Below are 26,290 nucleotides of genomic sequence, written 5' to 3' on the forward strand. Positions count from 1 at the left end.
CGCGAAATCTCTGCCAGCATCACGATGGATTACATACAACATTGACATGCCATCCACCATCCTTGCCCATTCGCCACCCCCTGTTTGAGCAATAGTTTGGCGGCCAGCGTTCAACAAAGCAATTCATTAACCATACGCAAGCAAAATGGGTGATTGACCGATGGGGGCTCAGGCTTGGTATTGCCGATACACAGTCTTTTGCAGGCCGCTGTCGTTGCGGTGACTGCAACAAGTGCAACGGTCGCTGATGTTCAAGCCTCCGAATTCTCAGAACCGTGGAAGAACGCCGACCGGGCACTCGTTATCGACGCCTATGAATATAATTCCATCGACTGGAACGCACTTGTTTCGGACAAACGCATCGCCGGTTTCATCAACAAGGCTTCGGATGGCCTGCCTCCGCCTTATTTTTGTTCAGGCGATGAAGATGCGATAAGATTATGCAAGGCACTGTGGAAGCGCCATGCGGTGACGCGCGAACTGTTTCACACACGCCGAACCATCGCCAAGGCGCTTGGCCTGCAATGGGGTGCCTATCATCTTGCCCGTCCGGGAAACCCGATCGAGCAAGCCAATAATTTCATTGATTTTGCCGAGCCCGGTCCTGACGATCTGCTTGCCATCGACATCGAGGACAATGATCCCGAACGATGGATGTCGCTGGATGATGCCGAAGAATTTGTGCGCCACGTTCATCGGCGCACTGGCCGGTTTCCCATTCTTTACACCAATGGCTCGACGGCCAAGCACATCGCTGACAATCGCTATCGCTACCGGCTTCTGTCGCGCCTGCCGCTTTGGTATGCGCGCTACAAGCCCGACATCGATGTGCATTTTCCAAAGGGCAACTGGCATGGCTACGCGCTTTGGCAGTTCTCGGCTCAGGCCAATTGCAACAAGCGCAAATGCCCCTACCGTCCACCCGGAACGCCGACCGATATTGACGTCAATGTAGCTCCAATGACGGCTGCTGAGCTCAAACAGAAATGGCCATTTGGCGGGTTGATAGATGTTCCGGTCGACTACATCGCCAGCGTTCCCGTCCCAATCACACGCGCAGATGGCCTCAAAGGCGAAGTCTCCATCACCTATGCAGCCGTTGCCACACCACCAACCTTTCAAGAACTGGTCGCGACCCTTGGCTCCGGCTGGACAAAATTCCGCCAAGGCTGGGTTCTTCCGGCCATGAAAATGGATGATCGTTATCAAGAGGGAATGGCTGAATATGCGGCGGCCAAGCGCGGCGCATCCAGTTCACTAATTGCAATTGCCGAGGCGTCGCGAACAATCGCAGCGGCTGTAGATGCCGGCTATACGCCGAAGATGGCGCAAATCCAGATGCGGAGCGCGGAGCGGCGCACCAATCACGCGCAGCGGCGCACCAATCACGCGCAGCGGCGCGCTGGCGGCATCGACCCAATCAGCACTGGTTCAGTGGGACCGGAAATGCGTCCATACTGGCCGTAATCAACCCTTGGGTTGAGCTTTGACGACCTGGCCATCTTCCTTGGTGAAATCACCGATGCCTGAGCCGTCAAGAATTTCCAGAACCTTCTCGGACGGGCGCGCCAGCACCGCACCTTTCTGCGTAACGACGATGGGGCGATTTATCAGAATTGGATGCGCCAGCATGAAGTCGATGAGTTCGGCGTCGCTCCACTTGGGATCGCCAAGACCCAATTCACCGTAGGGCGTGCCCTTTTCGCGCAGAAGCTCGCGCGGGGTCATCGCCAGAAGTTCGAGGAGTTCTACAAGCCTCTGGCGTGATGGCGGCGTTTTCAAATATTCGATAATTTCCGGCTCCTCACCCGAAGCGCGGATCATGGCCAGCGTATTGCGCGACGTGCCGCAAGCGGGGTTGTGATAGATGGTGGCGGTCATTTTTTGTCTTCCCTCTCTACAGCGCGCCAACCTATGTCGCGCCGGCAAAAACCCTGCGGCCAGTCGATGAGATCAACCGCCGCATAAGCCCTTTCCTGCGCAGCTTTTACGCTAGCGCCGGTCGCCGCTACATTCAGCACACGCCCGCCATTGGCAACCAGCGCGCCGTCAATGATCGCCGTACCAGCATGAAACACTTGCACGCCGTCTGTTGCGGCGGCTTCGATATTTGCAATGGTCGAGCCCTTTTCAGGCGCGCCCGGATAGCCATTGGCAGCCACCACCACGGCCAAAGCGGCCTCGTCGCGCCAGCGCGCCGACATATGGCCAAGCTGCCCATCGGTTGCAGCGTTGAGCAAAACAAGCAAATCTTCTTTCAGGCGCATCAACAACACCTGGCATTCAGGGTCGCCGAAACGAACATTATATTCGATCAATTTCGGCCCATCGGCGTCGATCATCAGGCCGACAAACAGAACACCTGAGAACGGCATTCCAAGGTCGCTCATTCCGCGCATGGTTGGCTCGACGATGTCGCGCATGGTGCGCTCGATCATGTCCGGCGTCATGACGGGGGCTGGCGAATAAGCACCCATACCGCCGGTGTTGGGGCCGACATCTCCTTCGCCGACGCGCTTGTGGTCCTGCGCCGTGCCGAAAGGCAGCGCCGTCACCCCGTCACACAAACAAAAGAAACTTGCTTCCTCACCGGTCAGAAATTCCTCGACCACGACCTCCGCACCGGCGCTGCCGAACGACCCGTCGAAACAGGCGTCGAGCGCGGCAAGCGCCTCGTCGAGCGTCATGGCAACGGTAACGCCTTTACCAGCCGCCAATCCATCAGCCTTGATGACAATGGGGGCACCGTTTGCCTCGACATATGCTTGGGCTGCAGCCAGCTTGTCGAAGCGGCCATAGGCGGCGGTGGGAATGTCGTATCTGGCACATAAATCCTTGGTGAAGCCCTTGGACCCCTCAAGCTGTGCTGCCGCTTTTGTGGGTCCGAAAACACGAATGCCTGCGCCACGCAAATCGTCGGCAATGCCAGCAACAAGCGGTGCTTCCGGGCCGACAACGACAAGGTCAATCTGCTTTTGCGCACAGAACTGACACACCGCCGCATGGTCGCTAATATCGAGCGGAGCGATTTCGGCTTCCGCGGCGATGCCCGGATTGCCAGGAGCGGCGTATAATTTTGTCAGAAGTGGCGAGCCGGCAAGCCGCCATGCCAATGCGTGTTCGCGCCCGCCGGAACCGAGAAGAAGGACATTCATACTGGCGCACCTCACTTGTCGCGATCGCTGACAGGTCTTCCGGTATGGCTCCAACATCAGCGGGTCAAGCGTCACGCCAACTTATCAAAGACAATTCACCGTCTTGACGGCAATGGCGACTACTGCCACTCCAACGACATGGAAACGGTTCAGACGAAAACGGCGCAGGGGCGCGTTGCCGATGCCCCCTCCGATCATTGGGTGTACCGGGCGTTGCCACGCGCTGCATGGCCCTATGCGCAACTTGCACGCTGGGACCGGCCAATCGGCTGGCAGTTGCTGTTATGGCCATGCTTGTGGTCGGCAGCTCTTGCGGCCAGTTCCTTCGCCCGGCCCGGCGATCCGCTCCTGTCGCTGTTGCCCTCTCCGTGGACGCTGGTGCTTTTCCTCATCGGGGCCATTGCCATGCGTGGCGCAGGCTGCACCTACAACGATCTTGTTGACGTAGGCATCGACAATCAGGTCGAGCGCACCCGCTCGCGTCCGTTGCCATCCGGGCAAGTGACACGCTGGCAGGCCCGCATTTTCATGATTGCGCAGGCATTGGCCGGGCTGATCGTGCTGGTGCAGTTTAACGGTTTTACCATCGGACTTGGCATTTCATCGCTGGCCGTGGTGGCCATCTATCCATTCATGAAGCGATTCACCAATTGGCCGCAACTCGTTCTCGGGCTTGCCTTTTCCTGGGGCGCGCTGATGGGATGGGCGGCCGAGTTCGGCGATATTGATGGCCCGGCGGTGTTTCTCTATATCGGCGCTATTTTGTGGGTGATCGGCTATGACACCATTTACGCGCACCAGGACAAGGAAGACGACGCCATTGTCGGCGTTCATTCCACCGCGCGCCTGTTTGGCGAAAATACCAAATCATGGCTGATGGGCTTTTATGGCGGTGCGCTGATGTTTTTTGCGCTTGCCTTTGCCGCCGCGCAGGCTCCCGTGCCGGCACTGGCCGGACTGATCGCGGCAGGCGCGCATATGACACGCCAGATCGCGAAACTCGACATTGACGACCCAGACCAGTGCCTGCGGCTGTTCAGGTCGAACAACCAGGTTGGCTGGCTGATTTTTCTTGGCCTTATCGGCGGCGCCATGTGGGCGGCGCTGAAGCCGCTAATTTAGCGGTTGTTATTCGGGCGCTATGATTTCCTCACCGTCGACGACCAGCCTGAGCCCCAGATCGCCAGCGTGGCGGCGGGCCAGAAAGCGTGGACGACGTGAATTTGAAACGCGCCCCTTGCGGCGTTCCTGTGGCGGCAGGGTCTTGATCGCGGCACCGAGCGATTCTTCCAATGTGCGCGCCACGCCATCTGCTTCGATCAGCAGCATCGGCAGACCATAGGCATCGGCCCAGGCGCGCCAGTCTGCGGCAACATCATCCAGATCGTCGGCCACAAGAAGCGGCACGGACAGCATCGGATCGTTGTGAAGCAGTTCGAGCGTCACGGTGACGTTGCCATCCGGATCTTCCATGGCACGCGCGGCAACCCCGCGAAATGCCTTTGCCGGCATGGCGATGATCGCTGGCAAACCGCTCATCTCAAGTGTGCGGCGAACAACGGCACCACGACGGTCTATGGTGAATGTGACGTCGCCATAGTCGTCGCAAGTTGCGTAACTGACCACTTGCGGCAGACGAAACGGATCGAGACGCATATTGCGCCCAGCCCAAACTGGCTTCAGTCCGGTATTCATATGGTGCCTTCCTGTCTCTCCTGAGAGCCGGTTTTCCGGTTCTCTCCGGGTCGTTTTCCGACCTCGTTGTGGAAATACAGTAGCGCGAGGACCTTACCGCCGGGCTTAAAAAAGTCGGTTAAATTTTGCTGATCTGACAGATGGTTAGCGGAGTACGACCAGCGACCCTGCAATGAAAGGATCAGATAACCTTACCGGGATTCATGATGCCTGCGGGATCGAACGCCACCTTGACCCTGCGCATCAGGTCGATGGCCATTGGCGGGGCCGTTGCAATCAGTTCATCGCGTTTCAATTGGCCGATACCATGCTCGGCCGAGATGGAGCCGTGAAATGCGCGCACCACGTCATGAACGGCTTTGTTCATGGGAGGGTAAAGACGCAAGAACGCGTCTGCATCGCCACCGACCGGCTGCGAAATATTATAATGCAGATTGCCGTCGCCCATGTGACCGAAACAGACAACGCGCGCGCCGGGTTCGACCGAGGCCACCGCCAGTTCAGCCTTTTCGATGAAAGCGGGGATGGCGGCAACCGGAACGGAAATGTCGTGCTTGATGGACGCGCCTTCTGCTATTTGTGCCTCGGGTAGCATCTCGCGAAAATTCCAGAACGCCTTGCCCTGTTCGATACTGGCGGCAAGGACCGCATCGGCAACAATGCCTTGTTCAAGGCCAGCCGAAAGAATTTCTTCAATCAGTTCCCGGGCGTCATTTGCAGAACGACCCGACGAAATCTGCATCAGGACATACCAAGGATAGTCCTGCACCAGCGGACGCACCACGCCAGGCGCATGTTGGAGGGTGTAGTTGTAGGGTCGCGCGCCAATCAGTTCAAACGCGGTAAGCGCATGGCCGCCCCGATCCGAGGCAAGACCGAACAAGGCAAGCGCGGCTTCAGTGGACGCCACTCCCACAAAAGCCACTTCGTTGCCTTTCGGCTTTGGAAAAAGTTTCAAGACCGCAGCGGTGATAATGCCAAGCGTGCCTTCCGCCCCGACAAACAAGCTTTTCAGATCATAGCCGGTATTGTCCTTCTTCAGCTTTCGCAAATCGTCGAAGACCTCGCCGGTTGGCAACACCACCTCGACGCCAAGGCAGAGTTCACGGGCATTGCCGAATGCCACCACATTGGTGCCGCCTGCATTGGAGGAGAGATTACCGCCGATCTGGCACGACCCTTGCGCGGCCAACGACAGCGGAAACAGCCTGTCTTGCGCATCGGCGGCCTCTTGCAGGGTTTGCAGGATGACGCCAGCTTCAACCGTTACCGTGTTCGACAATAAATCCATTTCGCGAATTCGATTGAGACGTGAAAGCGACAAAACGACCTCCCGCCCGCTCGTATCCGGCACCTGCGCGCCGACAAGACCGGTATTGCCGCTTTGCGGCACGATCGGCGTGCCTGTCTCGCTCGCAAGCCTCATGATCCGGCTGACGTCCTCGACGCTGCCCGGTCTCAAGACCAGCGATGTGCGGCCATGCCACAAGCCGCGCCGCTCGCTCAGATATGGCGCGATGTCGTCCTGATTCTGCAGCGCATATTTCTCGCCGACAATGGCAACGAAGCGTTCGACAATTGCAGGATCGAGATGAGATGGCGCATCATTCATCGGCGCAAACTAGCCTCCAGACACAGTCATGTCACGCGGTGCAGCGGCACGCGCCAGCCGGTCGTTGATCGCCTCGCCAAGGCCGTCCATCGGGATCGGTTCGACCGCGATGATGCTGGCTCCGCTGCGGTCCAGTTCGTGAAGCCACGCAAACAGGTTGCTTGCCGCCTCGCGCATATCGCCGGCCTGCGAAAGGTTCTTCATCAGAGTGGCGCGATTGGCCCCTTGCGCGCGCACCGGCCCGAACGCCAGCAGGGCCTCGCCCTGTTCAAGAATATCGACATTCAGCCGCATTGCCGCATTCGGCGCGTAGTGCGAAGCCATCATGCCGGGCGCATGAATGCCTTTTGCGCCTCGCTCAAGCTTTCTGCCTGCCGCAAGCTCGATGTCGCTTGCCGCGATGCCACCCGGCCTGAGCAGGATCAGCCTTCCATCCTCAACCTTGATTATTGTCGATTCCACGCCGACCGGTGTTGCGCCGCCGTCAACGATCAATTTGATCTTCGGGCCCAGATCACCAGCCACGGCGTGCGCCGAGGTTGAACTGATGCGCCCCGACGAATTGGCGCTTGGTGCGGCCAGCGGACGGCCTAGCCGGGCTATCAGTTCGCCGCCGAACCCCTGGGGCATACGCAAGGCAATGGTATCAAGCCCCGCCGTCACCAGAGAATGGATGCCGAACTGCGGGCGCACAGGGACCACCAATGTCAGCGGACCGGGCCAGAATTTTTGCGCCAGCGAGCGCGACAAAGCATCGAACACGCCAATGCGTTCAGCCATGACAAGGCTGGACACATGAGCGATCAGCGGGTTGAAACTCGGCCTTCCCTTGGCTTCATATATATGTGCAACTGCCGCGCCATTTGTCGCATCACCGGCGAGGCCGTAAACGGTTTCGGTCGGGATGGCGACGATCTCGCCAGCATCGAGCAACGCCAAAGCCCGTTCCATGGCCATGTCTGCCGGAATTATTTCAGCCACGATTCTCACCTTTTTTACGTTTTGCTGCCTACATCGGCAGGTGTTTCGCGGCAAGCGCCAGTTGATAAAGCGTAAATGACTAAAATGGTAGGCTTCTGCACAAGCAGATATCAATGCGTTGTCGCTATTGTGCGTGCACAGGCTAGGGGAGCAAATTCTTGTCGAAGCGGGTCCTGACATATGGACTGCTATTGCTGGCGGTCACGAGTGGAGATGCGGCGGCTTCCTCATTTGTCACTTTTGGCAATGAGGAACCGGTGTCGACACCGTCTTTTGTGCTATTGGGCGCGCCGGAAACCACCAAAATTGCGGTTTCGGGAACATCAACGCCAGGCCAGAAGACGGCGCTCGACCCTTCGCAACAGGCTTTGCTCGCCATTACCCCTGGCAGTTGGACATCTGGAAGCTCGACACCTGGCAGCCGGACGCCGGGAAACTGGGCATCGGGAAACTGGCAGGCTGCATCCATAGCAGAGGCCGAATTGGCGGATACCCCGACCATCATCTCACCATCGATCATCGCACTTGGCGAACCGTTGCCTGAAGTGAGCTATGAGGAGGTTGCGGCTGTCCCGACTCCCGCAAACCGCGATCCGTTATTTTCACCAATGGTCATTCGCGGCGGGCTGGTCGAGGAGGTTATTTCCGCACCCCCTGCCCCGAGTGCGCCATCACGCAGACCGGCTCAAGCAGCCGAGCCTATCAGGCCCACCCTCGTGTCGCAGCCGATAGCGCCAAGCGTTGCATCTTCGTTGCGCCGCTCGCAAGACGCGGACGCACCCAAGCAGGACGAGAGACCTGCGAACCTGCCTCCTCCACCCACAGCGCCTATCCTGGTTGAACGGCCAGCACCTGCCAAAGCCGAATAGGCGGGGCTGGCTTATCACCCGGCAATTTTGGAGAAATCCGCCACCTGGTCGGTTGCAGCACGGATGCGTGAGAGCAGCGCCAAGCGGTTGGCGCGCACATTCACGTCTTCATCATTTACGTGAACCTGTTCAAAGAATGAATCAACTGGTTCACGCAATGCACTAAGTGCGAGCATGGCCCCTGAAAAGTCTTCATTGTGAATCGCTTCGACTGCTTTCTTCTCGGCCTGATTCAATGCCGCAAACAGGTTTTTCTCAAGCTGTTCGCTAAACAGCGACGCATCGACCGAAGCGGCAATGCTGGTGCCTTTCTTCTCCTCGGCAGCCAGAATATTGGCGGCGCGCTTGGTGCCCGCCAACAGGTTCTTGCCATCCTCGGTGTCGAGGAATTTTCCCAGCGCCTCGACCTTGCGCACGATCTGCAAGAGGTCGTCGTTGGAGGAATACCCCTCACCCGTCTCGCCGCTACGCGCCGATCCACCCTCTCCCACAAGGGGCGAGGGCGAGGCTGCCGCGCTGCCGCTTTCTTCCTTCTCCCCTTGTGGGAGAAGGTGGCCCGAAGGGCCGGATGAGGGGTTTCCACCCGCCAGCACGGCATCAATCAAATCATGGCGCGCACCCTGATCGCGGAGGTAGACCTTTAGGCGATCGTGGAAGAAGGAGAGGAGGTCTTTCAGAAGCGGATACTCGTCATTTTGAACTGACGCGCTAGACCGAAGCAGATTGCCGATTTCAACTGCCTGAGTGGCAAGTTGAATTAGGCGCGAGCTTGTCGCTTGATTCTTCGAAGCTTCTTCGTGACTCAATTGTCGCTGCTCAGCAATATTTGCATGGACGTGACAGAAGCGGAGCCCATGAACTAGACGTTGGGCAATTTGAAACGCCACCCCATTCTCGATCAATATCCGCACTATGCCGAGTGCGGCCCGGCGCAAGGCGAACGGGTCTTTGGAACCGGTTGGTTTTTCATCAATCGCCCAGAAGCCGACCAGCGTGTCGAGTTTATCGGCCAGCGCCACGGCTATTGATACCGGATCGGTGGGCACACGGTCGGATGGGCCTTGCGGTTTGTAATGTTCTTCGATGGCTGCGGCGACTGACGCATCCTCGCCTTGCAGCAATGCATATTTGCGTCCCATCGCGCCTTGCAGTTCGGGGAACTCGCCGACGATTTCGGTGGTCAGGTCGGCCTTGGCAAGCGCCGCAGCACGCGCCGCCAGTTTCGGGTCGGCACCGACAATCGGGGCGATCTCGCGGGCCAACCGGCGGATGCGCTCCACCCGCTCGCCCTGCGTGCCAAGCTTGGCGTGGAAGGTGACGCCCAAATGGTCAAGGCGCGCCATGCGCTGGTCGAGCGGCTTGGCGAGATCAAGCCCGAACTTTTGCGCCGACGCCGTTAGCTGGTCGAGGTCAGGCACATTGGCCTGATCGGTTTTCCAGAAATGCACCGCATCGGAAAGCCGCGCGCGCACCACTTTGCCATTGCCATAGGCAATCTCGGTGCCGCCGTCTTTCGCCTCGATATTGGCAACAAGCAGGAAACGATTGGCCAGAGTGTCGGCCGTGCCCTGCGGGCGCGCGACAAAGCACTTCTGGTTGGCCCTGATGGTGAGACGGATAACCTCCGGCGGAATGGCGAGAAAATCCTCTTCGAACTCGCCAAGCAGCACGACCGGCCATTCGACGAGGCCCGATACCTCCTCCAGCAATCCATCATCCTCGACAAGATCGAGGCCATTGGCAAAAGCAAGATTTTTGGCGTCGGCAAGGATGATTTCCCTGCGCCGGTCAGCGTCGATGACGACCTTGGCGGCTTCGAGTTTGGCGGCGTAATCATCGAAACGACGAACGATTATGGCGTCTGGCGCATGAAAGCGATGGCCATAGGTGACATTGCCGGAGCTGATCCCGTCGATTTCGAAATCGACAACGACCGGTTCCTCGGTTTCCGGCCCAAAGGTGCAAAGAATGGATTGCAGTGGTCTGACCCAGCGCAAGGCATCGCCACCACGCCCCTCAACGCCGTTGTATTCGCGCCCCTTGGGGCCGGAGGCTGCGCCCCAGCGCATCGACTTCGGCCAAGGGAATGAGCGGACAATGCCGGGCATGATGTCGGCGATGATATTTTCGGCCGCCCTGCCCTGCTTGACGATATGGGCAACGTAGAAATCACCCTTCTTCGGGTCGGAGTGCACATGCGCATCAGCAATGGAGGCAAGGCCCGCTGAACGCAGGAACCCCTGCACAGCCTGTTCCGGTGCCTTGGTGCTCGGTCCTTTGCGTTCCTCGCGAATGTCCCTGGAGCGCGCGTTGAGCCCACGGATATCAAGTGTGAGGCGGCGCGGCGTCCAGTATTCGCGCGCTGCCTCATATGTCAGCCCGGCGTTCACCAGAGCATCAGTCACCAGTTTTTTCAGATCGCCCGCAGCCTTGCGCTGCATGCGCGCAGGAATTTCTTCAGAACGAAGTTCAAGCAACAGATCAGGCATCGATGGGGCTCACGCGAAATAATGGTCCGGCGCGGCATAGCAAGTCGCCCGCCCGCTGTCACCCTTTGCACGGGCAGATCGCGACACTCGACCCCGGCGCGCCAGGTTCAAGCGGCAAAACCACCGGCTTCGGTCAGCAAAAACGCCTCACCGCAGGCCTTGGCCAGATCGCGCACGCGCAAAATGTAGCTTTGGCGTTCAGTCACCGAGATGACGCCGCGCGCGTCCAGCAAGTTGAAGACATGGCTGGCCTTGATGCACTGGTCGTAGGCTGGCAGCACAAGGCGATGTGGCGAAGCCGCGTCGCCCGGCGCGCCGGAATGAAGCAATGCTTTGCATTCGCCTTCGGCGTCTTCGAAATGCTTGTGCAACATGGCGGTGTTGGCAAACTCGAAATTGTGACGCGAATATTCCTGCTCTGCTTGCAGGAAAACATCGCCATACGTCACCTTGTCAGCTCCGTCACGGCCATTGAAATTGAGGTCGTAAACATTGTCGACGCCCTGAACATACATGGCCAGGCGCTCAAGCCCATAGGTAAGCTCACCCGCTACAGGGGCGCATTCGATGCCGCAGACCTGTTGGAAATAGGTGAATTGCGAGACTTCCATACCGTCGCACCAGCACTCCCAGCCCAACCCCCAGGCGCCAAGCGTCGGGCTTTCCCAGTCATCCTCGACAAATCGGATATCGTGAAGCAGGGGGTCGACACTGATCGCATCGAGAGAGCCGAGATAAAGTTCCTGCAAGTTTGCCGGGTTCGGCTTCAGAATGACCTGATACTGGTAATAGTGCTGCAAGCGGTTCGGATTTTCGCCATAGCGGCCATCCTTTGGCCGGCGCGAAGGCTGCACATAGGCAGCATTCCAACGCTTTGGCCCCAGCGCGCGCAGGGTCGTTGCCGGGTGGAAAGTTCCCGCGCCAACTTCCATGTCGTAGGGTTGCAAAATCGCACAGCCATAGGCCGCCCAATAATTGTGCAGCGTGAGGATCAGCCCCTGAAACGAACGGCTGGGGTGCATGTGGTCAGGCAATTCGGCAATCACGACGGCCTCGAAAGGGAGCGGCAGGTTGGCATTCCCTAGTGTGCGCATCCGCAAGCGTCAAGGCAAACGGCGCTGGCGAAGGGCTTTGCAAGGTTTGAGCAAAGCCTGAAGCGCCAGACAACATTCACCCTTTTGGTGCAGGCACCGGCTCCGGCTTGGTTTTCGGCGTTTCCTGCGCCGTATTGGATTCCAAGGGTGCCAAGCCCTTGATGAGCTTTTCCTGAACCGAAGACAGCACTTCGGGATCAGGCTTCAGATCGCGCGCATAGCTCCACTGAAATGTCGCTTCCAGCTTGCGACCGACGCGCCAGTAGGCATCACCGAGATGGTCGTTGAGCACCGGGTCTTCAGGCTTTAGCGACACGGCGCGCTCCAGTTCACGCACAGCATCGTCGAACTTTCCGGTCTTGTAATAGGCCCACCCCAGCGAGATCGACGATATAGCCATCGCTTGGCCGCAGATCGACCGCTTTTTGTATCATCTCAAGGGCTTCCTTGAGATTCATGTTCTTGTCCACCCAGGAATAGCCCAGATAATTCATCACCTGCGGCTGGTTCGGGTTGAGTTCCAATGCCTTTCGAAAATTCGGTTCGGCCTTGTGCCATTGTTTCAACCGCTCATGGGCAATGCCGCGCTGGTAGAAGATATTCCAGTTGGCAGGTTGCGGGTTTGGCAAGTTCGCGACAGCCTTGTCGTAGAGATCGGCTGCGGAACGGAAGTCCTCTTGCGAGGAATAGACGCCGCCCAGCGCCAGATAGCCACGCATGTCGCCTGGGTTTGCTTCAACGAGCGTCTTGAGGTGCGAAATAGCCTCGTCATTGCGCCCCAAGTCCGCCAGATTCAAGCCGAGCTGCAATTCCGTAGCCGACTTGAGGGGCGAGGTATCGGGAATGCGCTTGTAGAAGCTGATGGCGCGCTCTCCATCTTTCAGTTGCTCGGCAACGGCGGCCAGTTGAACCAATGTTGCGTCGCTGTCCGGCTTGAGCGCCAGCGCATATTCGAGATAGAGGCGCACGAACGGTTCGCCGCCGCCACGGTTGAGTGCCGTGGCCAGATCGAGGAGGATTTCCGCAGCACCATCCGACGGGCTGGAAACCATCGGCGCAATTTTTTCACCCTTGGTGATTTTTTCGCGTAGCGCGATGATTTCAACCTTGCCGGTCACAAACGTCTCGGCCTGATCGAGTATGGCAAGGGCCTTTTCCTTCTCGCCGTTTCTGGCAAGGAACCTTGCATAGGCTTGCGCACAGCGCACCCAGGTTTCAGGCGCAGCCCCGCCAGCCGCCGTGTTCTTCACGGTCGCTTCATAGGCTTCGGCAGCCTTGCCTTTAAGGCCAGCCACATCCGCTATAAGAGCGCGGTGATAGGATTTGAACAGGTCGAACCATTCAGGCCCCTGCAATTTGTCGACATAGGCGATGGCTCCGGCACCATCGCCGGCACCCTCCTTCGCCCACCCGGTCATGACACCCACAATCAGGCGATCAAGATCGGCCTGGAGCGAGAGCTTCAGCCAATATTGGGCCTTGGAGAAATCTTTCTTGCGAAACGAGTCGATCGCCAGCGCCAGCCGCGAGAACCGTTCCACGTCGGGCACTTCCTTGAGCTTGTCGGCATATGGCAGCGATTCGTCGAAGCGGCCCTGCGCGATCAGCGAGAGCATCAAGCTCTGCTGCAAGGATGTGTCATCCGGCGCAAAGGCCAAAGCCTGCTTGTAATAATTGATTGCGCCATCGAGATCGTTGTCACCCTCGGCAACACGCGCGGCCAGATAAGCACCGGAAAAGGATGCTATTTCAATCGGTTTCTCGCTCTCCTTGGCCGTAACCGGCTGGGCGCTCAGCGCCACTCCCGCCAACAATGCAAGGCTCGTGAGCCAGCGAACACGTCTTTGCCGCATCATATCCCTTTCTGTCGAGCAACAGCGCAACACAGGCGCAATTTGCCTCAAGAATTCACATTTCCCGGCAAAGCATGGCCTTTTTGCGGTCGCGCTTCAATCCGCAAAGACCTTACAATCGGGTTCCTCGATTAACAAACCATACTCACAGCGCAACACCGGCATCGTTTGCGGGCCAACAAGACATCGTTATGTGACGATTTTGAGAGCGGCCTCACCCACATGCCGCATGGAAAACGGTTGCCGACGGAAAACCGCTGCACACTTTTCCTGGAATTGAATATTTTCTATTACGCAATCCCGAATGGGAAAACCGCTGCACACTTTTCCTGGAATTGAATATTTTCTCTTACGCAATCCCGGACGGAAAACCGTTGCACACTTTTCCTGGGATTGCTTTAGTTCACCCGGCTGATGCAGAAATCGATGACATCGATCAGCGCCGATTTCTGCGGCGTTGCGTCAAGCGGCGCTAAAGCGTCGCGGGCGATCTCGCCAAAATGGCGCGCACGCCCGATCGTGTCGGTAATGGCACCGTGGCGGGCCATCAAGCTGGTCGCCTTGTCCAACTCCGCATCGTCGGCAACGTTTTTCTCGATTGCCGCTTTCCAGAATGCCCGTTCGGCAGATGTCCCGCGCCGATATGCCAAGATGACCGGCAGCGTCACCTTGCCTTCACGGAAATCGTCACCGACATTTTTCCCAAGGTCCTGGCTGGAGCCGCCATAATCCAACGCATCGTCAATCAACTGGAATGCGAGACCCAAGTTCATGCCGTAAGAGCGCAAGGCAGCACGATCAGTGCGCGTCGCGCCCGCAATTACAGGGCCGACTTCCGCCGCAGCCGAGAACAGTGCGGCGGTCTTGGCCTTGATCACCGCGAAGTGCTCGTCTTCCGTCGTCTCAAGGTTCTTGGCAGCCGCAAGCTGCATCACCTCGCCCTCGGCAATGATCGAGGCAGCAGAGGCCAGAATGTCGAGCGCATCGAGCGAACCGACATCCACCATCATGCGAAAAGCCTGACCGAGCAGGAAATCGCCGACGAGGACACTTGCCTGATTGCCCCATATCATGCGCGCCGTTTTCTTGCCGCGCCGCATACCGCTTTCATCGACAACATCGTCATGGAGCAATGTTGCCGTGTGCATGAACTCGACGCTGGTGGCGAGCTTGACGTGACCATCGCCCGAATATCCGAACATCTGCGCGGCAGCCAGCGTCACCATCGGGCGCAACCGCTTGCCGCCCGACGAAATCAGGTGATTGGCGACCTCCGGGATCATCTGGACGTCAGATCCGGCTTTTGAAAGAATCAATTCATTGACCCGCCCCATGTCGGACGCCGTCAAATCCATCAGGTCTTTTATCGTTGCGGTTTCCCGCTTGCTATCATCAAGGTTGAGAACGATACCCAACACGAACTCCCGTTCAATAAATGCGCGCAGTGGCACAAATCCGATAGCCAGAGTCTAAGAGGCCGCCGCAACCACGGCAAGTGGCGAATTGGCACGGTGCTACTGGCATTGCGCGTCATACGCGTTTACATCGGCATGGCAAACTGCGAACCTTGTCTCATGATCGAACTCGTGCGCACCAATGACGCTGTCATTATCTCATTTGTCGAATCGCTTATGCGCGATTCCGGCATCCAATTCCTCGTCGTTGACCAGAATATGAGCGTACTCGATGGTTCGCTTGGCATATTGCCACGCCGTATCCTGGTTGATGAAGAACAGGTCGATGCCGCGCGACGGCTGCTTACAGATGCCGGCATTGCCAACGAAATCAGCGCAAAATGACCACCGCGCCCATGCTTGATATGCCGACCCATACCGTCGATGCGTTTCACCGTGGGCGGTTTTGGCTGGTGCAGCCCGCAAATGGCGGACACCGGGCCGGAATGGACGCCATGATGCTGGCCGCAGCCGTGCCATCGGAATTTGGCGGACGGCTCGCCGATTTCGGGGCCGGTGCAGGTGCCGCAAGCCTGGCTGTCTTGACGCGCTGTGCGCAAGCCTCGGCGGTTCTTGTCGAGCTATCCGCAGAAATGGCAGCGTTTGCCGATGCTTCCCTTGCGCACCCGGCGAACGCGCATCTCGGGCATCGGGCGAGCGTTCTGCGTGCCGATGTGACGCTTACCGGTGGCGCACGCGCCAAATCCGGGCTTGCCAATAACAGCTATGATTTTGTCATCATGAACCCGCCCTTCAACGCCAGCGAAAACCGGGCAACGCCCGACGCTCTCAAGCGGCAGGCGCATGTGATGGAGGACGGGCTTTTTGAAAGCTGGATGAGGAGTGCGGCGGCGGTGCTCAAACCGGGTGGCGGTGTTGCAATTATTGCGCGACCTGAACAGCTTGGCCCAATTCTGGAAGCGATTTCGGGACGATTTGGCGGTGCGGAAATGCTGGCCGTGCATCCACGAGAGGATGCCTCGGCCATCCGTATCGTGGTGCGCGCCATTCGTGGGGCGCGCGGTCCGCTTTCGATCCGCCCGCCGCTGGTGCTGCACGATGCGACGGAGCATGGTTCGTCGACGCGCGCCGACATGGTCAGCAACGGTCTGGCACCACTTTTCAGTGGCTGACACACCGGTTTGGCATTGCCGTTGGCGCGCGAATGCCTACATGCTCCTGACCTGATACGGAGACTGCCACATTGAGACGCTTCATCAACCGCCTGCTGCCGAAAGCCTTGCGCTCCAATGCAGTCATCATTCCAGTTGTCAGGTTGCACGGCGCCATCATGGCAGGTGGCGGTCAGTTTCGACCAACGCTGTCACTGGCCTCAACCGCCGGATTGATTGAAAAGGCGTTCGCTTTCGACGCGCCAGCCATTGCCATCTCGATCAATTCGCCCGGCGGTTCACCCGTGCAATCGCGGCTGATTTTCAGGCGTATTCGCGATCTTGCTGTCGAAAAGAACAAGAAGGTTCTGGTTTTCGTCGAAGATGTCGCGGCATCCGGCGGTTACATGATTGCGGTGGCTGGCGATGAAATCATCGCCGACCCATCGTCTATCGTCGGTTCCATTGGCGTGGTTTCCGCCTCTTTCGGCTTTCCTGAACTTATGAAAAAGATCGGTGTTGAGCGACGTGTGCACACCGCCGGGAAAAACAAGGCCGTGCTCGATCCGTTCAAACCTGAAAAGAAAGAGGACATCGAGCGGCTGAAGGCACTGCAGCTCGAAATTCACGACACTTTCATCGACCTAGTCAGAGACAGGCGTGGCCGAAAACTGAAAGACGATCCCGATCTGTTCACCGGATTGTTCTGGACGGGAAAGAAGGGGCTGGAGCTTGGCCTTGTCGATGCATTGGGAGACATGCGCGGTGTCCTGAAGGAACGCTATGGCCCGAAAACCCAACTCAAACTGATTTCGGCCCAACGCGGAATTCTTGCCCGTTTCGGGTTATTTGGCTCGAATTCTGGCTTTTCGGCACCCGATATTGCAGCTTCCGCAGCGGATGGATTGATGGATGCGGCGGAAGAACGCGCACTTTGGGGACGCTTTGGCCTTTGAAAAGCCCAAAGTAATTGTTACCATGAGAAATTATCCGACCCAGTCGGCATTTGCTGCCGGCGCAGCGCCGGAGGAGTTGTAAAATGCAAGTGATATTCTTCGCCGTCGTGGGCGTTGTTGCCTATGTCGGCTATCGGACCTTCATAAAGGAAGCCGAGCGCGTGACGGCAAAAATTCGCCGCGCAGAAAAGCACGCCGCCAATGGCACGACAGGTACGCTGGTCAAGGACCCCGAAACGGGCGAATATCGACTGTCAAAAGATTGAGCACTCTGGATTTTGCGCCATCGGCCGATGATCATCGCGCGGCCAATACAATGCTGGCGCCTGCCAAGATCAACCTCGCTCTGCATGTGACGGGCAGACGCCCGGACGGCTATCATATGATTGAGAGCCTCGCCGTTTTCACGCGTTTCGGTGACCGCGTCGAAGCCACGCCGTCTGAAACGGACGAACTGGTGGTTAGCGGGCGCTATGCCCCGGCAGTTCCGAATGACGCGAGTAATCTCATTATCAAGGCACGCGATGCGTTGCGGACGCATATCGGTATTCAGGCTGTTCAACCGATCAGCATCAAGCTTGAAAAGAACCTTCCGGTCGCGTCTGGCATGGGTGGCGGTTCGAGCGATGCGGCTGCGACGTTGCGACTTCTGGTGCGCATTTGGGGCGTCGATGTCACTGATAGCCAACTGGCAGGCATCGGCCTTTCGCTTGGGGCGGATGTTCCCATGTGTCTGGCCGCACAACCCCTTGTCGCACGCGCCATAGGCGATGAAGTGGAGCTCGTTTCGAATTTCCCGGCACTTGGGCTTGTTCTGGTCAATCCCGGCGTCGCGGTCTCGACAGCCGACGTGTTCGAGAAACTGACCCGTCGCGAAAACGCCAAACTGGCACCGCTTCCGCAGCACTTCGATTTCCATTCCTTGCGAAACTGGCTGGAAATCACGCGCAACGACCTTGAACCCGCCGCGCAGACCATCCAGCCTGCCATTGGTGAGGCACTCAGTGCGCTGAACCGCGCCGGTTCAGGGTTTTCGCGGATGTCGGGATCGGGTGCGACCTGCTTTGGCCTGTTCGAAACAGGAAATGTGGCCAAGCGTGGAGCCGCTGCCATCCGCAGCCGCCATCCGAACTGGTTCGTTGCTGCGACGCGCAGCATGGCGACGGAGGCCAACACCGATGGCGGCGCTTGACGAAAGCCGGACATTCATCCCGATCCGCATCGCCGTGCTCACCGTTTCGGACAGCCGCAGCCTTGCCGATGACAAGTCAGGCCAGACATTGGCGGATCGCATCGTCGAAGCGGGGCATGTGCTGGCGGCGCGCGATATTGTCACCGATGACAGGGAAAAAATCCGCGACCGGGTTCTGGCATGGTCGAAGGACGATGGCATCGACGTTATCATCACCACAGGCGGCACGGGCTTTACCGGACGCGACGTGACACCGGATGCACTGGAGCCGATCTTCGAGAAACGCATGGACGGGTTCTCGGAAGTCTTCCACCGCATTTCATATGACAAGATCGGCACTTCGACGATCCAGTCTCGGGCGACCGGCGGCGTCGTCAACGCGACCTTCGTCTTTGTGTTGCCCGGTTCGCCCGGCGCTTGCAAAGATGCATGGGATGGCATTTTGAAAGCGCAGCTCGATTATCGCCACATGCCCTGCAACTTTGTGGAAATCATGCCGCGCCTGGATGAGCATTTGAAGCGCGGTGCAATTTAGTTTTGCTGTTGCATACAGGTTTGCGCTCCTTCGCACCCCCTCTGTCCTGCCAAGTTTGCCCAAGGTGGCATCTCCCCCTCAGGTGGGGAGATCAGCCTTCATTTTCGTCTTTCGCCAATCTCTCCCCTTGAGGAGAAAATGGGGCAACGAAGGGCGCGGATGCGGCGGCTCTGCGACAACCGTAGCCACTTTTCCACATACTGCTCTACGGCCTTCTGAAACCGGTTGGGCCGCCATACAGATACCCGATCCGCTCAATTGCCTGGCGCAGACCTTCACGCGACACCTGCATTGTATGGCCGCTGGCGTGGACGATGTTTTGCTCGTCCGTCATGATGGCGACATGGCCTTTCCAGAATACGAGATCGCCGCGCCGCAACGCGGAGAATTCCGGCCCGGGGTCAAGCGGGCGACCCAGTCCGGCTGCCTGCATGTCTGAATCGCGCACAACGTCATGACCAGTCATTCGCATCGCAAGCTGGATAATCCCGGAGCAATCAACCCCGAAGCCTGACGTGCCACCCCAAAGATAAGGTGTGCCAAGAAATTTCTCGGCAACGGCAACATAGTCAGTTTCATATTCGGTGATCGGCCTGACATGCCCCGCAATCAACGCCTTGCCCGATGCAAGTATGGCATAGTGCGTGCCACGGGTCTCAGCGGTGCCCGTTACCGTCACAGTTGACCCCATCGACAGCGTGTCGGTGCGCGGAAAGCGCAAATCGGGCCCCGGATAGAGGAATGTTCGCGCTACCGAGACAATATGAGTAGGCGCTTGCATCGGCTCGGCGACTTCTGCGGACTTGATGTAGCCGACATAGCCGTCGCGTTCGGCCTGAACCCATGCCCAACCGTCGCTGTGTTCGAAAACCAGCACATCATCACCGTGAAGAAACTGCGTGTTGACCCCCGAATCTGCTTTCGGCATCGCGTGAACATCAGCAACCGATGCACAAATACGGGCGGGTGTGCCTGCAACAAATCTATCTGCCGTCACCTGACCTTTCAAACGGGTGTCAGCCAGATCGGCACGGAAAACATGCAGGCGAGCGTCATGAGTGGTCAATGGGCGGCTTTCAGATCGGCAGTTCAAGGGCGCGTGCGATAATATCATCGCCAAAGCGTTCGACATAGAGCGCGCCGTCAACTGTCCTGCGTATGAGCACGTTGCGCTTGTCGCGTTCGTCGCGATGGCGCGACACCAGTTTCAACGCACCCATCGTATCAAGCGCGCGGGTGATAACCGGTTTCGTGACATCGAGCTTTGCGGCCAAACCACGAATGGTATGCGGGGGCGGATCAAGGTAGATCGTGAACAGGATTGCCATCTGGCGCATGGTCAGATCGTGGGCGTCGGCACGCACCGCATGCAGCGCCACCTGCTGCCACAGTCGCAAAGCCTGACTTGGACGCATCGATATCGTCATGCGGCAAGGATTGCCGAAAATTGTTTCGGTTCCGTTTCATTTTTGAGGCAAAACTATCCGAAATCGGAGAATTTCAACCGAAACGGTTCGAAATAACCCGTTCCAGCGCCCGAATTCCCTGCGCTTCCCCGCCAGCGGGACTGTGCGGGCGGGCTGTCGGGTTCCATCCATAAATATCGAAATGCGCCCAGATGCGCGTTTTCTCGACAAAGCGTTTCAGGAAAAGGGCTGCGGTGACGGAACCGGCAAATCCGTCAGGTGTGACATTGTTCATGTCGGCAATTTTGGACACAAGTTTCGCGTCATACGGCTTCCACAAAGGCATACGCCACAAGGGGTCTTCCACCTCATTCGAGGCTGCGGCCAAGTCTGTCGCCAGCCCCTCATCATCCGTGTAAAATGGCGGCAAATCGGGCCCCAGAGCAACGCGCGCGGCGCCCGTCAGTGTTGCCATATCAACAAGCAGCTGCGGCTCCTCTTCATCTGCCAGGGCCAAAGCGTCGGCGAGCACCAGCCGGCCCTCCGCGTCGGTATTTCCAATCTCAATGGTCATACCCTTGCGGCTGGTCAGGATGTCGCCGGGCCGAAAAGCGTTGGCAGAAATCGAATTTTCAACGGCGGGAATGAGCACGCGCAGCCGCACTTTCAGGCCTGCGGCCATGATCATTGACGCAAGGCCAAGAACATTGGCAGCACCGCCCATATCCTTTTTCATCAAGATCATGCCCGCCGACGGCTTGATATCGAGGCCGCCGGTATCGAAGCACACGCCCTTGCCGACCAGCGTTACCCTGGGTGCCGACTTTGGCCCCCAACGCAGATCGACAAGGCGCGGCGCTTGGTCCGACGCACGCCCCACTGCATGTATCATCGGGAAATTCTTGTCCAACAGGTCGTCGCCCGCAATCACTTTGACCTCGGCCTTGTGCAATTTTGCCAACGCACGAACCGCTTTCTCCAAGGCGTCGGGCCCCATGTCGTTTGCGGGCGTATTGATAAGGTCGCGGGCAAGAAAAACGCCATCGGCGATACGACGAATATGTGCCGCATCGGTGCCCGCAGGAGCACCGAACCGCAGCGCCCTGCCCGATTTCTTTCCGTAACGGGTGAAGACATAGCCGCCCAGAACGACAGCCAATGCGGCAATGTCAGATTTTGACGGCGGATTGGCAAACCGCCACTCGCCCTCGGGCAAGGTCAATGCCAATGCACCGACGGCAAGAGAGTTTTCACCATTTCCATTTCCGAACAACGCACCGGCAAGCTCGCCGCTCTTGCCGGGCAGCGTCAGCAGTTTTCCGGGCTCACCGGTGAAACCATTTGCCTTGGCCCACACAAGGGCTGAGAGAGGTAAACCGGTTGCTTCCAGCCCGTCCCGGCTCACGAGATAGACCGGCAGCGCCTTGTCTGAGTTCACATCGGCAAGATCGACGGGCATTTTACATCCTATGTAGCGTATGCGGAGCGGCTTTCTTAACCATCCGTTAGGGTTAAATTCGATTTCATAAAATGCAAGCAGATTCAATCGGATATGATACATTTACCGCCAAGCCCAAACGCAAAACAATTCCTGTTCACGCATTGAGCTCCTTGAAGAAATTCGTGCGTTGCCCGTACCTTTTCAGAGACAGGAGACAGAGAACGAGCAATTTTTTAAGACGCGAATCCTTGAATGGTGTGCCACGTCAACGCTAGTCGCATCGTCCGCCCATGCCATCGTCATCTTCCAACCCATGATCTTTTCAATCAACGCCAGCTAATTTGACTCGTCGCTTGGCATGTTGTTGTTGGCTATTCTTTCAAACTGTCGGGCTGTCACGCTCTTGTCACCGGCCTCATACGCGCCTACCAGCAAAATGGATTGACGACATAAGAACGCTATTTGTATTTTTGCGACCCATGCGCGAAGGCCTTTGCCAGCAATGATTGACTATTTGAAGCGTGTTGGTTGGAGCGTTGCTTGCATCGTCGCGGTTATCCTCATCACCATCCCGCTCTTTTTGGCATCGCTTAAGTCAGCGAATGGTCTGGGGTATGTTTGGTTGGCGACAAATAGTTGGATCGCTAGTTCCGAATGCGCGAAGTCGACGGGTATCCTACTTATTGGATGTGCCAAAGAGATCATCCCGTACTCTGACATGTCTGGAGGGGAGATGAAATCGGGCCACCTTTGGCGCTTGGCATATACTCGCTAATTACACAAAAATCAGTCGGTCCAGAGGATATTTCGCGTCTTAATTCGATCATCAACTATGCTGGCTTGTTTGTCCTTGCAGCCATTCTCTTTCTAGCCAGACTGCGTGCTTCAGCCGTCGCCGTGCTTGTTATCGGGCCATATATCGCCAACCAGTTTCACATGCTTTCGCCTCATCCTGCACAACTGGGAATTGCTTGCTTCGCGTCAATCTTACCATTTGCTATACTGGGTAAATTTACTTGCAGGCGAGATACCCTTATCGCGATTGTTGCGGGCCTGACAGGACTCGCGATTGCAGCATTGTTTCGCCAATCAATAGCTGGAATGGGTGTCGTGGCGAGCATTTCAGCAGTAGGGCTGTCGCTGGTATTTCGTAAGTTATCCACCCGAAGCGTCTTTGCCGCATTGGGTCTGCTGGTATGCATAGCCGTTTCGAGTTCTGCGCCCGAAACAATTCTACGTCTGCGCGATGCTATGTACACTTTGCCGCCCGCGCAGAAGATGGAAAACCACGGAATATGGCATTCGCTGTATATTGGCTTGGGTGTCGTCGATAACCCGTTTGGCATTGAATGGCTGGACGGTTCGGGCTGGGCCACTTCGCAGCGGATAGACCCAACCGTAAAATATCTTTCACCGGAGTATTACGCGCTTCTCAAGGCTGAATATTTTCAGAATTCTATCCAACTACCCCTCAGAAGTTATGACCATTTACGCCAAGAAACTTGAACTGGCTATGAAGGAGAATTTTCAGTGGGGCGAAACAGCATCACCCTCTCTCGGTGCCATGCTCTTCGGAGTCTTTTTCGTTTCAGTTATCGCCCTGGGTGTGCGTTGGAAAAAGCGGAATCAAATCCCAGGGTTTCATAGTGTTGATGGGCTTCTGGTTGTTGCCACGATATTTACTATGCTTTTCCTTGCTCAAGCCGTTCTGATACACCCGAGGATACTATATCTTTTCCCTATCCAGATGTTCGTCTTATTGCTAACCGGATACGCAGTCGAGATTCTCATTGAGATGTATCGTTCGTACGCACGGCTTTATGCAAGCAAAGGACAAGCAAAGATAGAGCACGCCTAAAGCACATCGCGTCTAAAGGAATTCACGCAAGGTGCTTTAAGCCCTTGTTTTTGTGCATGTCGTTGTCCCAAAACCGCTGCACACTTTTGGGCGACATGCACTGGGCAAGCTCAATCGCGCCACGTTCGCTGTGTTGTCAACATTGGTGTCGACCTATGTTGCCTCGCTCCGTGCGACGAATACTGTCGTTTTTGTTCATTTTTCCAATCAGGAAAATATGGCGAAAAGCGCAAGCCAACAACAATCCAGTCATCGGGGATCAGAGCAGCACACGAGAAACGCCAACAAAATGCGTCTCGCAGAACGCGCTGCGAACACGCTATACCCTCACCCTGCATAAGGTGAGGGGAAGGAGTCTCACAACCCATTGGGAATACAGACTTCCAGCAGAGCGCGTTAACCATCCGTTAGGGTTAACAGAATATTTATCGGCGCAAGAGTACGGCCTTTGAGTGGCCGCGCCAATGGATGGAGGCTTCGTCCCGATGCTTATCAAACGCATAACGACGGTCACTACCTCGCGGTTCATCACAACAATGTTTGCCGTGTCGCTTGCGGCAAGCGTTGCCGGTTGCGGTTCCACCAGCAGGATGACCACCGGTTCGATTTCCCACTCGCCGGGACAATCAACAAGTTCGATGTCATCGAGCGAATTGCGCAATGCCTCAAGGGCTTTGGGGCAGTCATATGCGAAAAACCCCAACGACAAGCAGACAGCGATGAGATTCGCAAGCCTGTTGCAAATGGACGGCGATGCCGGTCAATCGCTTGCCGTCATGCGAAAACTGGCGATTGCCTATCCGAAAGACCGCGATGTGCTTGCAGCTTACGGCAAGGCGCTCGCGGCCAATGGTCAACTTGAGCCCGCGCTGGACGCCGTTCGCCGTGCCCAGACCCCGGAATATCCAGACTGGAGGCTGATGTCGGCCGAGGGTGCCATCCTCGATCAGATCGGGCAAAAAGATGCGGCGCGCAAACTCTATCGAAAGGCACTCGATCTCAAGCCAAACGAGCCGTCGATCCTTTCTAACCTGGGCATGTCATACGTACTGGAAGGTGACCTGCGCACGGCGGAAACCTATATGCGAAACGCTGCGCAGCAACCGGGAGCCGATAGCCGTGTACGCCAAAACCTGGCGCTGGTGGTTGGTCTGCAAGGGCGTTTCGACGAGGCGGAAAAGATCGCTTCCCAAGAGCTTTCGCCCGATCAGGCGCAAGCCAATGTCGCCTATCTCAGATCCATGCTGTCCCAGCAAAACGCCTGGAACCAGTTGAAGGCACAGGACAAGAAAAAAGCCTCGGCAACAAACTGACGGTTGCCGTTGGTCGTTTCTTACTGGCTTGCCCAATATTAACATCCACGTCAATTTCGCATACCGAGCCCTGAATGATTTCGGGGCCTTTTTCTTTGCGGGATGTAGACGCCTGTAAGTCAGAGCACCGGCTCTCCATATTATTATCGGGATTGCGCCAAAGAAAAACCGCGTCGGTGAAATCCAACGCGGTTTTTTTATTGATAGGAACTTGTTCGGCTGTTCGGTGCTATTCGGACGACGAGTTGGAAGGCTGATCGCCAAAGATACCGCGATGACTGATTTGAATACCTGCCGGACCAAGGATGATCGCGAACAATACGGGCAGAAAGAAGAGGATCATCGGCACGGTGAGTTTCGGCGGCAATGCAGCGGCCTTCTTCTCGGCCTCGTTCATGCGCATATCGCGGCTTTCACTGGAAAGCACGCGCAAGGCATGAGCAACCGGCGTGCCGTAACGCTCTGCCTGGGTAAGTGCCTGCGCGACCGATCTGACCGATTCGAGCCCGGTTCTGCTCGAAAGATTTTCGTAAGCCTGACGACGCTCCTGAAGGTAGGAAAGCTCGGCATTGGTCAATACGAACTCTTCGGCGAGTTCAACGGACTGGCTGCCTATTTCGTCGGCAACCTTGCGCATTGCAGCTTCCACCGACATGCCGGACTCGACGCAGATCAGCATCAAGTCAAGTGCATCGGGCCAGGCCATCTGGATGGATTGCTTGCGTTTGCTCGCCCGGTTGCTGACGTAAATGATGGGCGCATAAAAACCCGCATAGGCAACCGCTATGCAGACAAATACTTTAACTATCATCGGCTGATCGGGCAGCTTGCCGAGAACGAAAATGTAGACCAAGGCCAAGGCCAATCCGACGAATGGCAAGACAAGGCGGAAAAACAGGAAGCGGGTCAATGGATTTTGGCCGCGAAATCCTGCCAGTTTGAGTTTCTGCATCGTGCCCTGGTCGGCAAGCAGGCGCTTCAAATCCAGGCGTTCCACAATGTTGCGCATGCCGATCGACTGTTCTTCGCGCAAACCCTTGCGCCGACGATCAGCTTCGACTGCCAGCCGCGCACGTTGCTTTGCGCGCAGCTCATCACGCTCCAGAGCAACCGATTTCATGCGCGACTTCAAAGGATCGCTGCCGAAGGCCGGCAATACGGTGAAGACAGTCGCAAATACCGCGATACCGACGAGCAACGCGATCAGAAATGTCGGATCGGTCAGTGTCCTGATAGCTTGTTCGGTCATGGGCGTACCCTGCTCAGTATTTTACG

At 57.1% G+C, this 26,290-nt stretch carries 23 protein-coding genes and 1 pseudogene; 11 read left to right on the top strand and 13 right to left on the bottom strand.

Annotated features, from left to right (window positions below; all coding sequences use genetic code 11):
* The first annotated feature begins 174 nt into the window (after positions 1 to 174).
* Complete coding sequence (locus tag AC0L7S_RS03310) at positions 175 to 1,467, top strand: glycoside hydrolase family 25 protein (RefSeq protein WP_473474154.1); 1,293 nt, start codon at positions 175 to 177, stop codon at positions 1,465 to 1,467.
* On the opposite strand, the gene arsC is transcribed toward AC0L7S_RS03310, so the two are convergent.
* Complete coding sequence (gene arsC, locus AC0L7S_RS03315) at positions 1,468 to 1,881, bottom strand: arsenate reductase (glutaredoxin) (protein WP_473473064.1); 414 nt, start codon at positions 1,879 to 1,881, stop codon at positions 1,468 to 1,470.
* Positions 1,878 to 3,155 (bottom strand): phosphoribosylamine--glycine ligase, encoded by a 1,278-nt coding sequence (purD, locus tag AC0L7S_RS03320; RefSeq protein WP_473473066.1) that lies wholly within the window; start codon positions 3,153 to 3,155, stop codon positions 1,878 to 1,880. Before purD ends, arsC begins: the two co-directional genes overlap by 4 nt.
* 138 nt (positions 3,156 to 3,293) lie before the next feature.
* On the opposite strand from purD, the gene ubiA reads away from it, so the two are divergent.
* Positions 3,294 to 4,277 (top strand): 4-hydroxybenzoate octaprenyltransferase, encoded by a 984-nt coding sequence (ubiA, locus tag AC0L7S_RS03325; RefSeq protein WP_473474155.1) that lies wholly within the window; start codon positions 3,294 to 3,296, stop codon positions 4,275 to 4,277.
* A 6-nt stretch (positions 4,278 to 4,283) separates the two neighbouring features.
* Here the strand turns inward: ubiA and AC0L7S_RS03330 are convergent, their stop codons facing one another.
* From AC0L7S_RS03330 to AC0L7S_RS03340, 3 genes are all read right to left on the bottom strand, one after another.
* A complete protein-coding gene (locus AC0L7S_RS03330) occupies positions 4,284 to 4,850 on the bottom strand; it encodes a DUF6101 family protein (RefSeq protein ID WP_473473068.1) in 567 nt (188 codons plus the stop codon).
* A gap of 181 nt (positions 4,851 to 5,031) precedes the next feature.
* Positions 5,032 to 6,462 (bottom strand): FAD-binding oxidoreductase, encoded by a 1,431-nt coding sequence (locus AC0L7S_RS03335; RefSeq protein ID WP_473473069.1) that lies wholly within the window; start codon positions 6,460 to 6,462, stop codon positions 5,032 to 5,034.
* 9 nt (positions 6,463 to 6,471) lie between these two features.
* Positions 6,472 to 7,443, bottom strand: coding sequence for an L-threonylcarbamoyladenylate synthase (locus tag AC0L7S_RS03340; protein WP_473473070.1), 972 nt, complete (start codon positions 7,441 to 7,443; stop codon positions 6,472 to 6,474).
* 158 nt (positions 7,444 to 7,601) lie between these two features.
* Here AC0L7S_RS03340 and AC0L7S_RS03345 point away from each other — a divergent pair, with 158 nt between their 5' ends.
* Complete coding sequence (locus AC0L7S_RS03345) at positions 7,602 to 8,312, top strand: hypothetical protein (protein ID WP_473473072.1); 711 nt, start codon at positions 7,602 to 7,604, stop codon at positions 8,310 to 8,312.
* Positions 8,313 to 8,326: 14 nt separating this feature from the next.
* Here the strand turns inward: AC0L7S_RS03345 and glyS are convergent, their stop codons facing one another.
* The 4 genes and pseudogenes from glyS to AC0L7S_RS03365 all read right to left on the bottom strand — a co-directional run bounded on the left by glyS (position 8,327) and on the right by AC0L7S_RS03365 (position 15,163).
* The gene (gene glyS / locus AC0L7S_RS03350; protein ID WP_473473073.1) at positions 8,327 to 10,801 is read right to left on the bottom strand and encodes a glycine--tRNA ligase subunit beta; all 2,475 of its coding nucleotides are present in this window, start codon (positions 10,799 to 10,801) and stop codon (positions 8,327 to 8,329) included.
* 107 nt (positions 10,802 to 10,908) lie between these two features.
* Positions 10,909 to 11,895 carry a glycine--tRNA ligase subunit alpha gene (locus tag AC0L7S_RS03355; protein ID WP_473473074.1) on the bottom strand — a complete coding sequence of 329 codons (987 nt, stop codon included), beginning with the start codon at positions 11,893 to 11,895 and terminating at the stop codon, positions 10,909 to 10,911.
* A 76-nt stretch (positions 11,896 to 11,971) separates the two neighbouring features.
* A pseudogene (locus AC0L7S_RS03360) lies at positions 11,972 to 13,748 on the bottom strand (tetratricopeptide repeat protein).
* Between the two features lie 398 nt (positions 13,749 to 14,146).
* Positions 14,147 to 15,163 (bottom strand): polyprenyl synthetase family protein, encoded by a 1,017-nt coding sequence (locus AC0L7S_RS03365; RefSeq protein ID WP_473473075.1) that lies wholly within the window; start codon positions 15,161 to 15,163, stop codon positions 14,147 to 14,149.
* 159 nt (positions 15,164 to 15,322) lie between these two features.
* On the opposite strand from AC0L7S_RS03365, the gene AC0L7S_RS03370 reads away from it, so the two are divergent.
* The 6 genes from AC0L7S_RS03370 (at position 15,323) to moaB (ending at position 18,997) form a co-directional block, all read left to right on the top strand.
* Entirely contained in the window at positions 15,323 to 15,547 is a 225-nt protein-coding gene (locus tag AC0L7S_RS03370) for a putative signal transducing protein (RefSeq protein WP_473474156.1), read from the top strand.
* Positions 15,544 to 16,335: a tRNA1(Val) (adenine(37)-N6)-methyltransferase gene (locus AC0L7S_RS03375; protein WP_473473076.1), complete on the top strand. Its 792-nt coding sequence runs from the start codon at positions 15,544 to 15,546 to the stop codon at positions 16,333 to 16,335. Before AC0L7S_RS03370 ends, AC0L7S_RS03375 begins: the two co-directional genes overlap by 4 nt.
* Positions 16,336 to 16,406: 71 nt before the next feature.
* The gene (locus tag AC0L7S_RS03380; protein WP_473473077.1) at positions 16,407 to 17,270 is read left to right on the top strand and encodes a S49 family peptidase; all 864 of its coding nucleotides are present in this window, start codon (positions 16,407 to 16,409) and stop codon (positions 17,268 to 17,270) included.
* 83 nt (positions 17,271 to 17,353) lie between these two features.
* Entirely contained in the window at positions 17,354 to 17,536 is a 183-nt protein-coding gene (locus tag AC0L7S_RS03385; RefSeq protein WP_473473078.1) for a hypothetical protein, read from the top strand.
* Between the two features lie 50 nt (positions 17,537 to 17,586).
* Complete coding sequence (locus AC0L7S_RS03390; protein WP_473473079.1) at positions 17,587 to 18,462, top strand: 4-(cytidine 5'-diphospho)-2-C-methyl-D-erythritol kinase; 876 nt, start codon at positions 17,587 to 17,589, stop codon at positions 18,460 to 18,462.
* Entirely contained in the window at positions 18,449 to 18,997 is a 549-nt protein-coding gene (moaB, locus tag AC0L7S_RS03395) for a molybdenum cofactor biosynthesis protein B (RefSeq protein WP_473473080.1), read from the top strand. Before AC0L7S_RS03390 ends, moaB begins: the two co-directional genes overlap by 14 nt.
* A gap of 205 nt (positions 18,998 to 19,202) precedes the next feature.
* On the opposite strand, the gene AC0L7S_RS03400 is transcribed toward moaB, so the two are convergent.
* The 3 genes from AC0L7S_RS03400 to AC0L7S_RS03410 all read right to left on the bottom strand — a co-directional run bounded on the left by AC0L7S_RS03400 (position 19,203) and on the right by AC0L7S_RS03410 (position 21,862).
* Positions 19,203 to 20,063, bottom strand: a complete 861-nt coding sequence (locus AC0L7S_RS03400; RefSeq protein ID WP_473473081.1) for a C40 family peptidase — start codon at positions 20,061 to 20,063, stop codon at positions 19,203 to 19,205.
* Between the two features lie 10 nt (positions 20,064 to 20,073).
* Positions 20,074 to 20,424, bottom strand: coding sequence for a MarR family winged helix-turn-helix transcriptional regulator (locus tag AC0L7S_RS03405; protein WP_473473082.1), 351 nt, complete (start codon positions 20,422 to 20,424; stop codon positions 20,074 to 20,076).
* A 73-nt stretch (positions 20,425 to 20,497) separates the two neighbouring features.
* Positions 20,498 to 21,862, bottom strand: coding sequence for a leucyl aminopeptidase family protein (locus tag AC0L7S_RS03410; RefSeq protein ID WP_473473083.1), 1,365 nt, complete (start codon positions 21,860 to 21,862; stop codon positions 20,498 to 20,500).
* A 732-nt stretch (positions 21,863 to 22,594) separates the two neighbouring features.
* Here AC0L7S_RS03410 and AC0L7S_RS03415 point away from each other — a divergent pair.
* Together AC0L7S_RS03415 and AC0L7S_RS03420 are read left to right on the top strand one after the other, a co-directional pair.
* Positions 22,595 to 23,350, top strand: a complete 756-nt coding sequence (locus AC0L7S_RS03415; protein WP_473473084.1) for a hypothetical protein — start codon at positions 22,595 to 22,597, stop codon at positions 23,348 to 23,350.
* Positions 23,351 to 24,238: 888 nt separating this feature from the next.
* Complete coding sequence (locus tag AC0L7S_RS03420; RefSeq protein WP_473474157.1) at positions 24,239 to 25,015, top strand: tetratricopeptide repeat protein; 777 nt, start codon at positions 24,239 to 24,241, stop codon at positions 25,013 to 25,015.
* Positions 25,016 to 25,244: 229 nt separating this feature from the next.
* Here AC0L7S_RS03420 and AC0L7S_RS03425 read toward each other — a convergent pair whose 3' ends face one another.
* Entirely contained in the window at positions 25,245 to 26,264 is a 1,020-nt protein-coding gene (locus tag AC0L7S_RS03425) for a type II secretion system F family protein (RefSeq protein WP_473473085.1), read from the bottom strand.
* Positions 26,265 to 26,290: the final 26 nt, after the last annotated feature.

Source organism: Mesorhizobium sp. G2-6-1 (assembly GCF_055809095.1).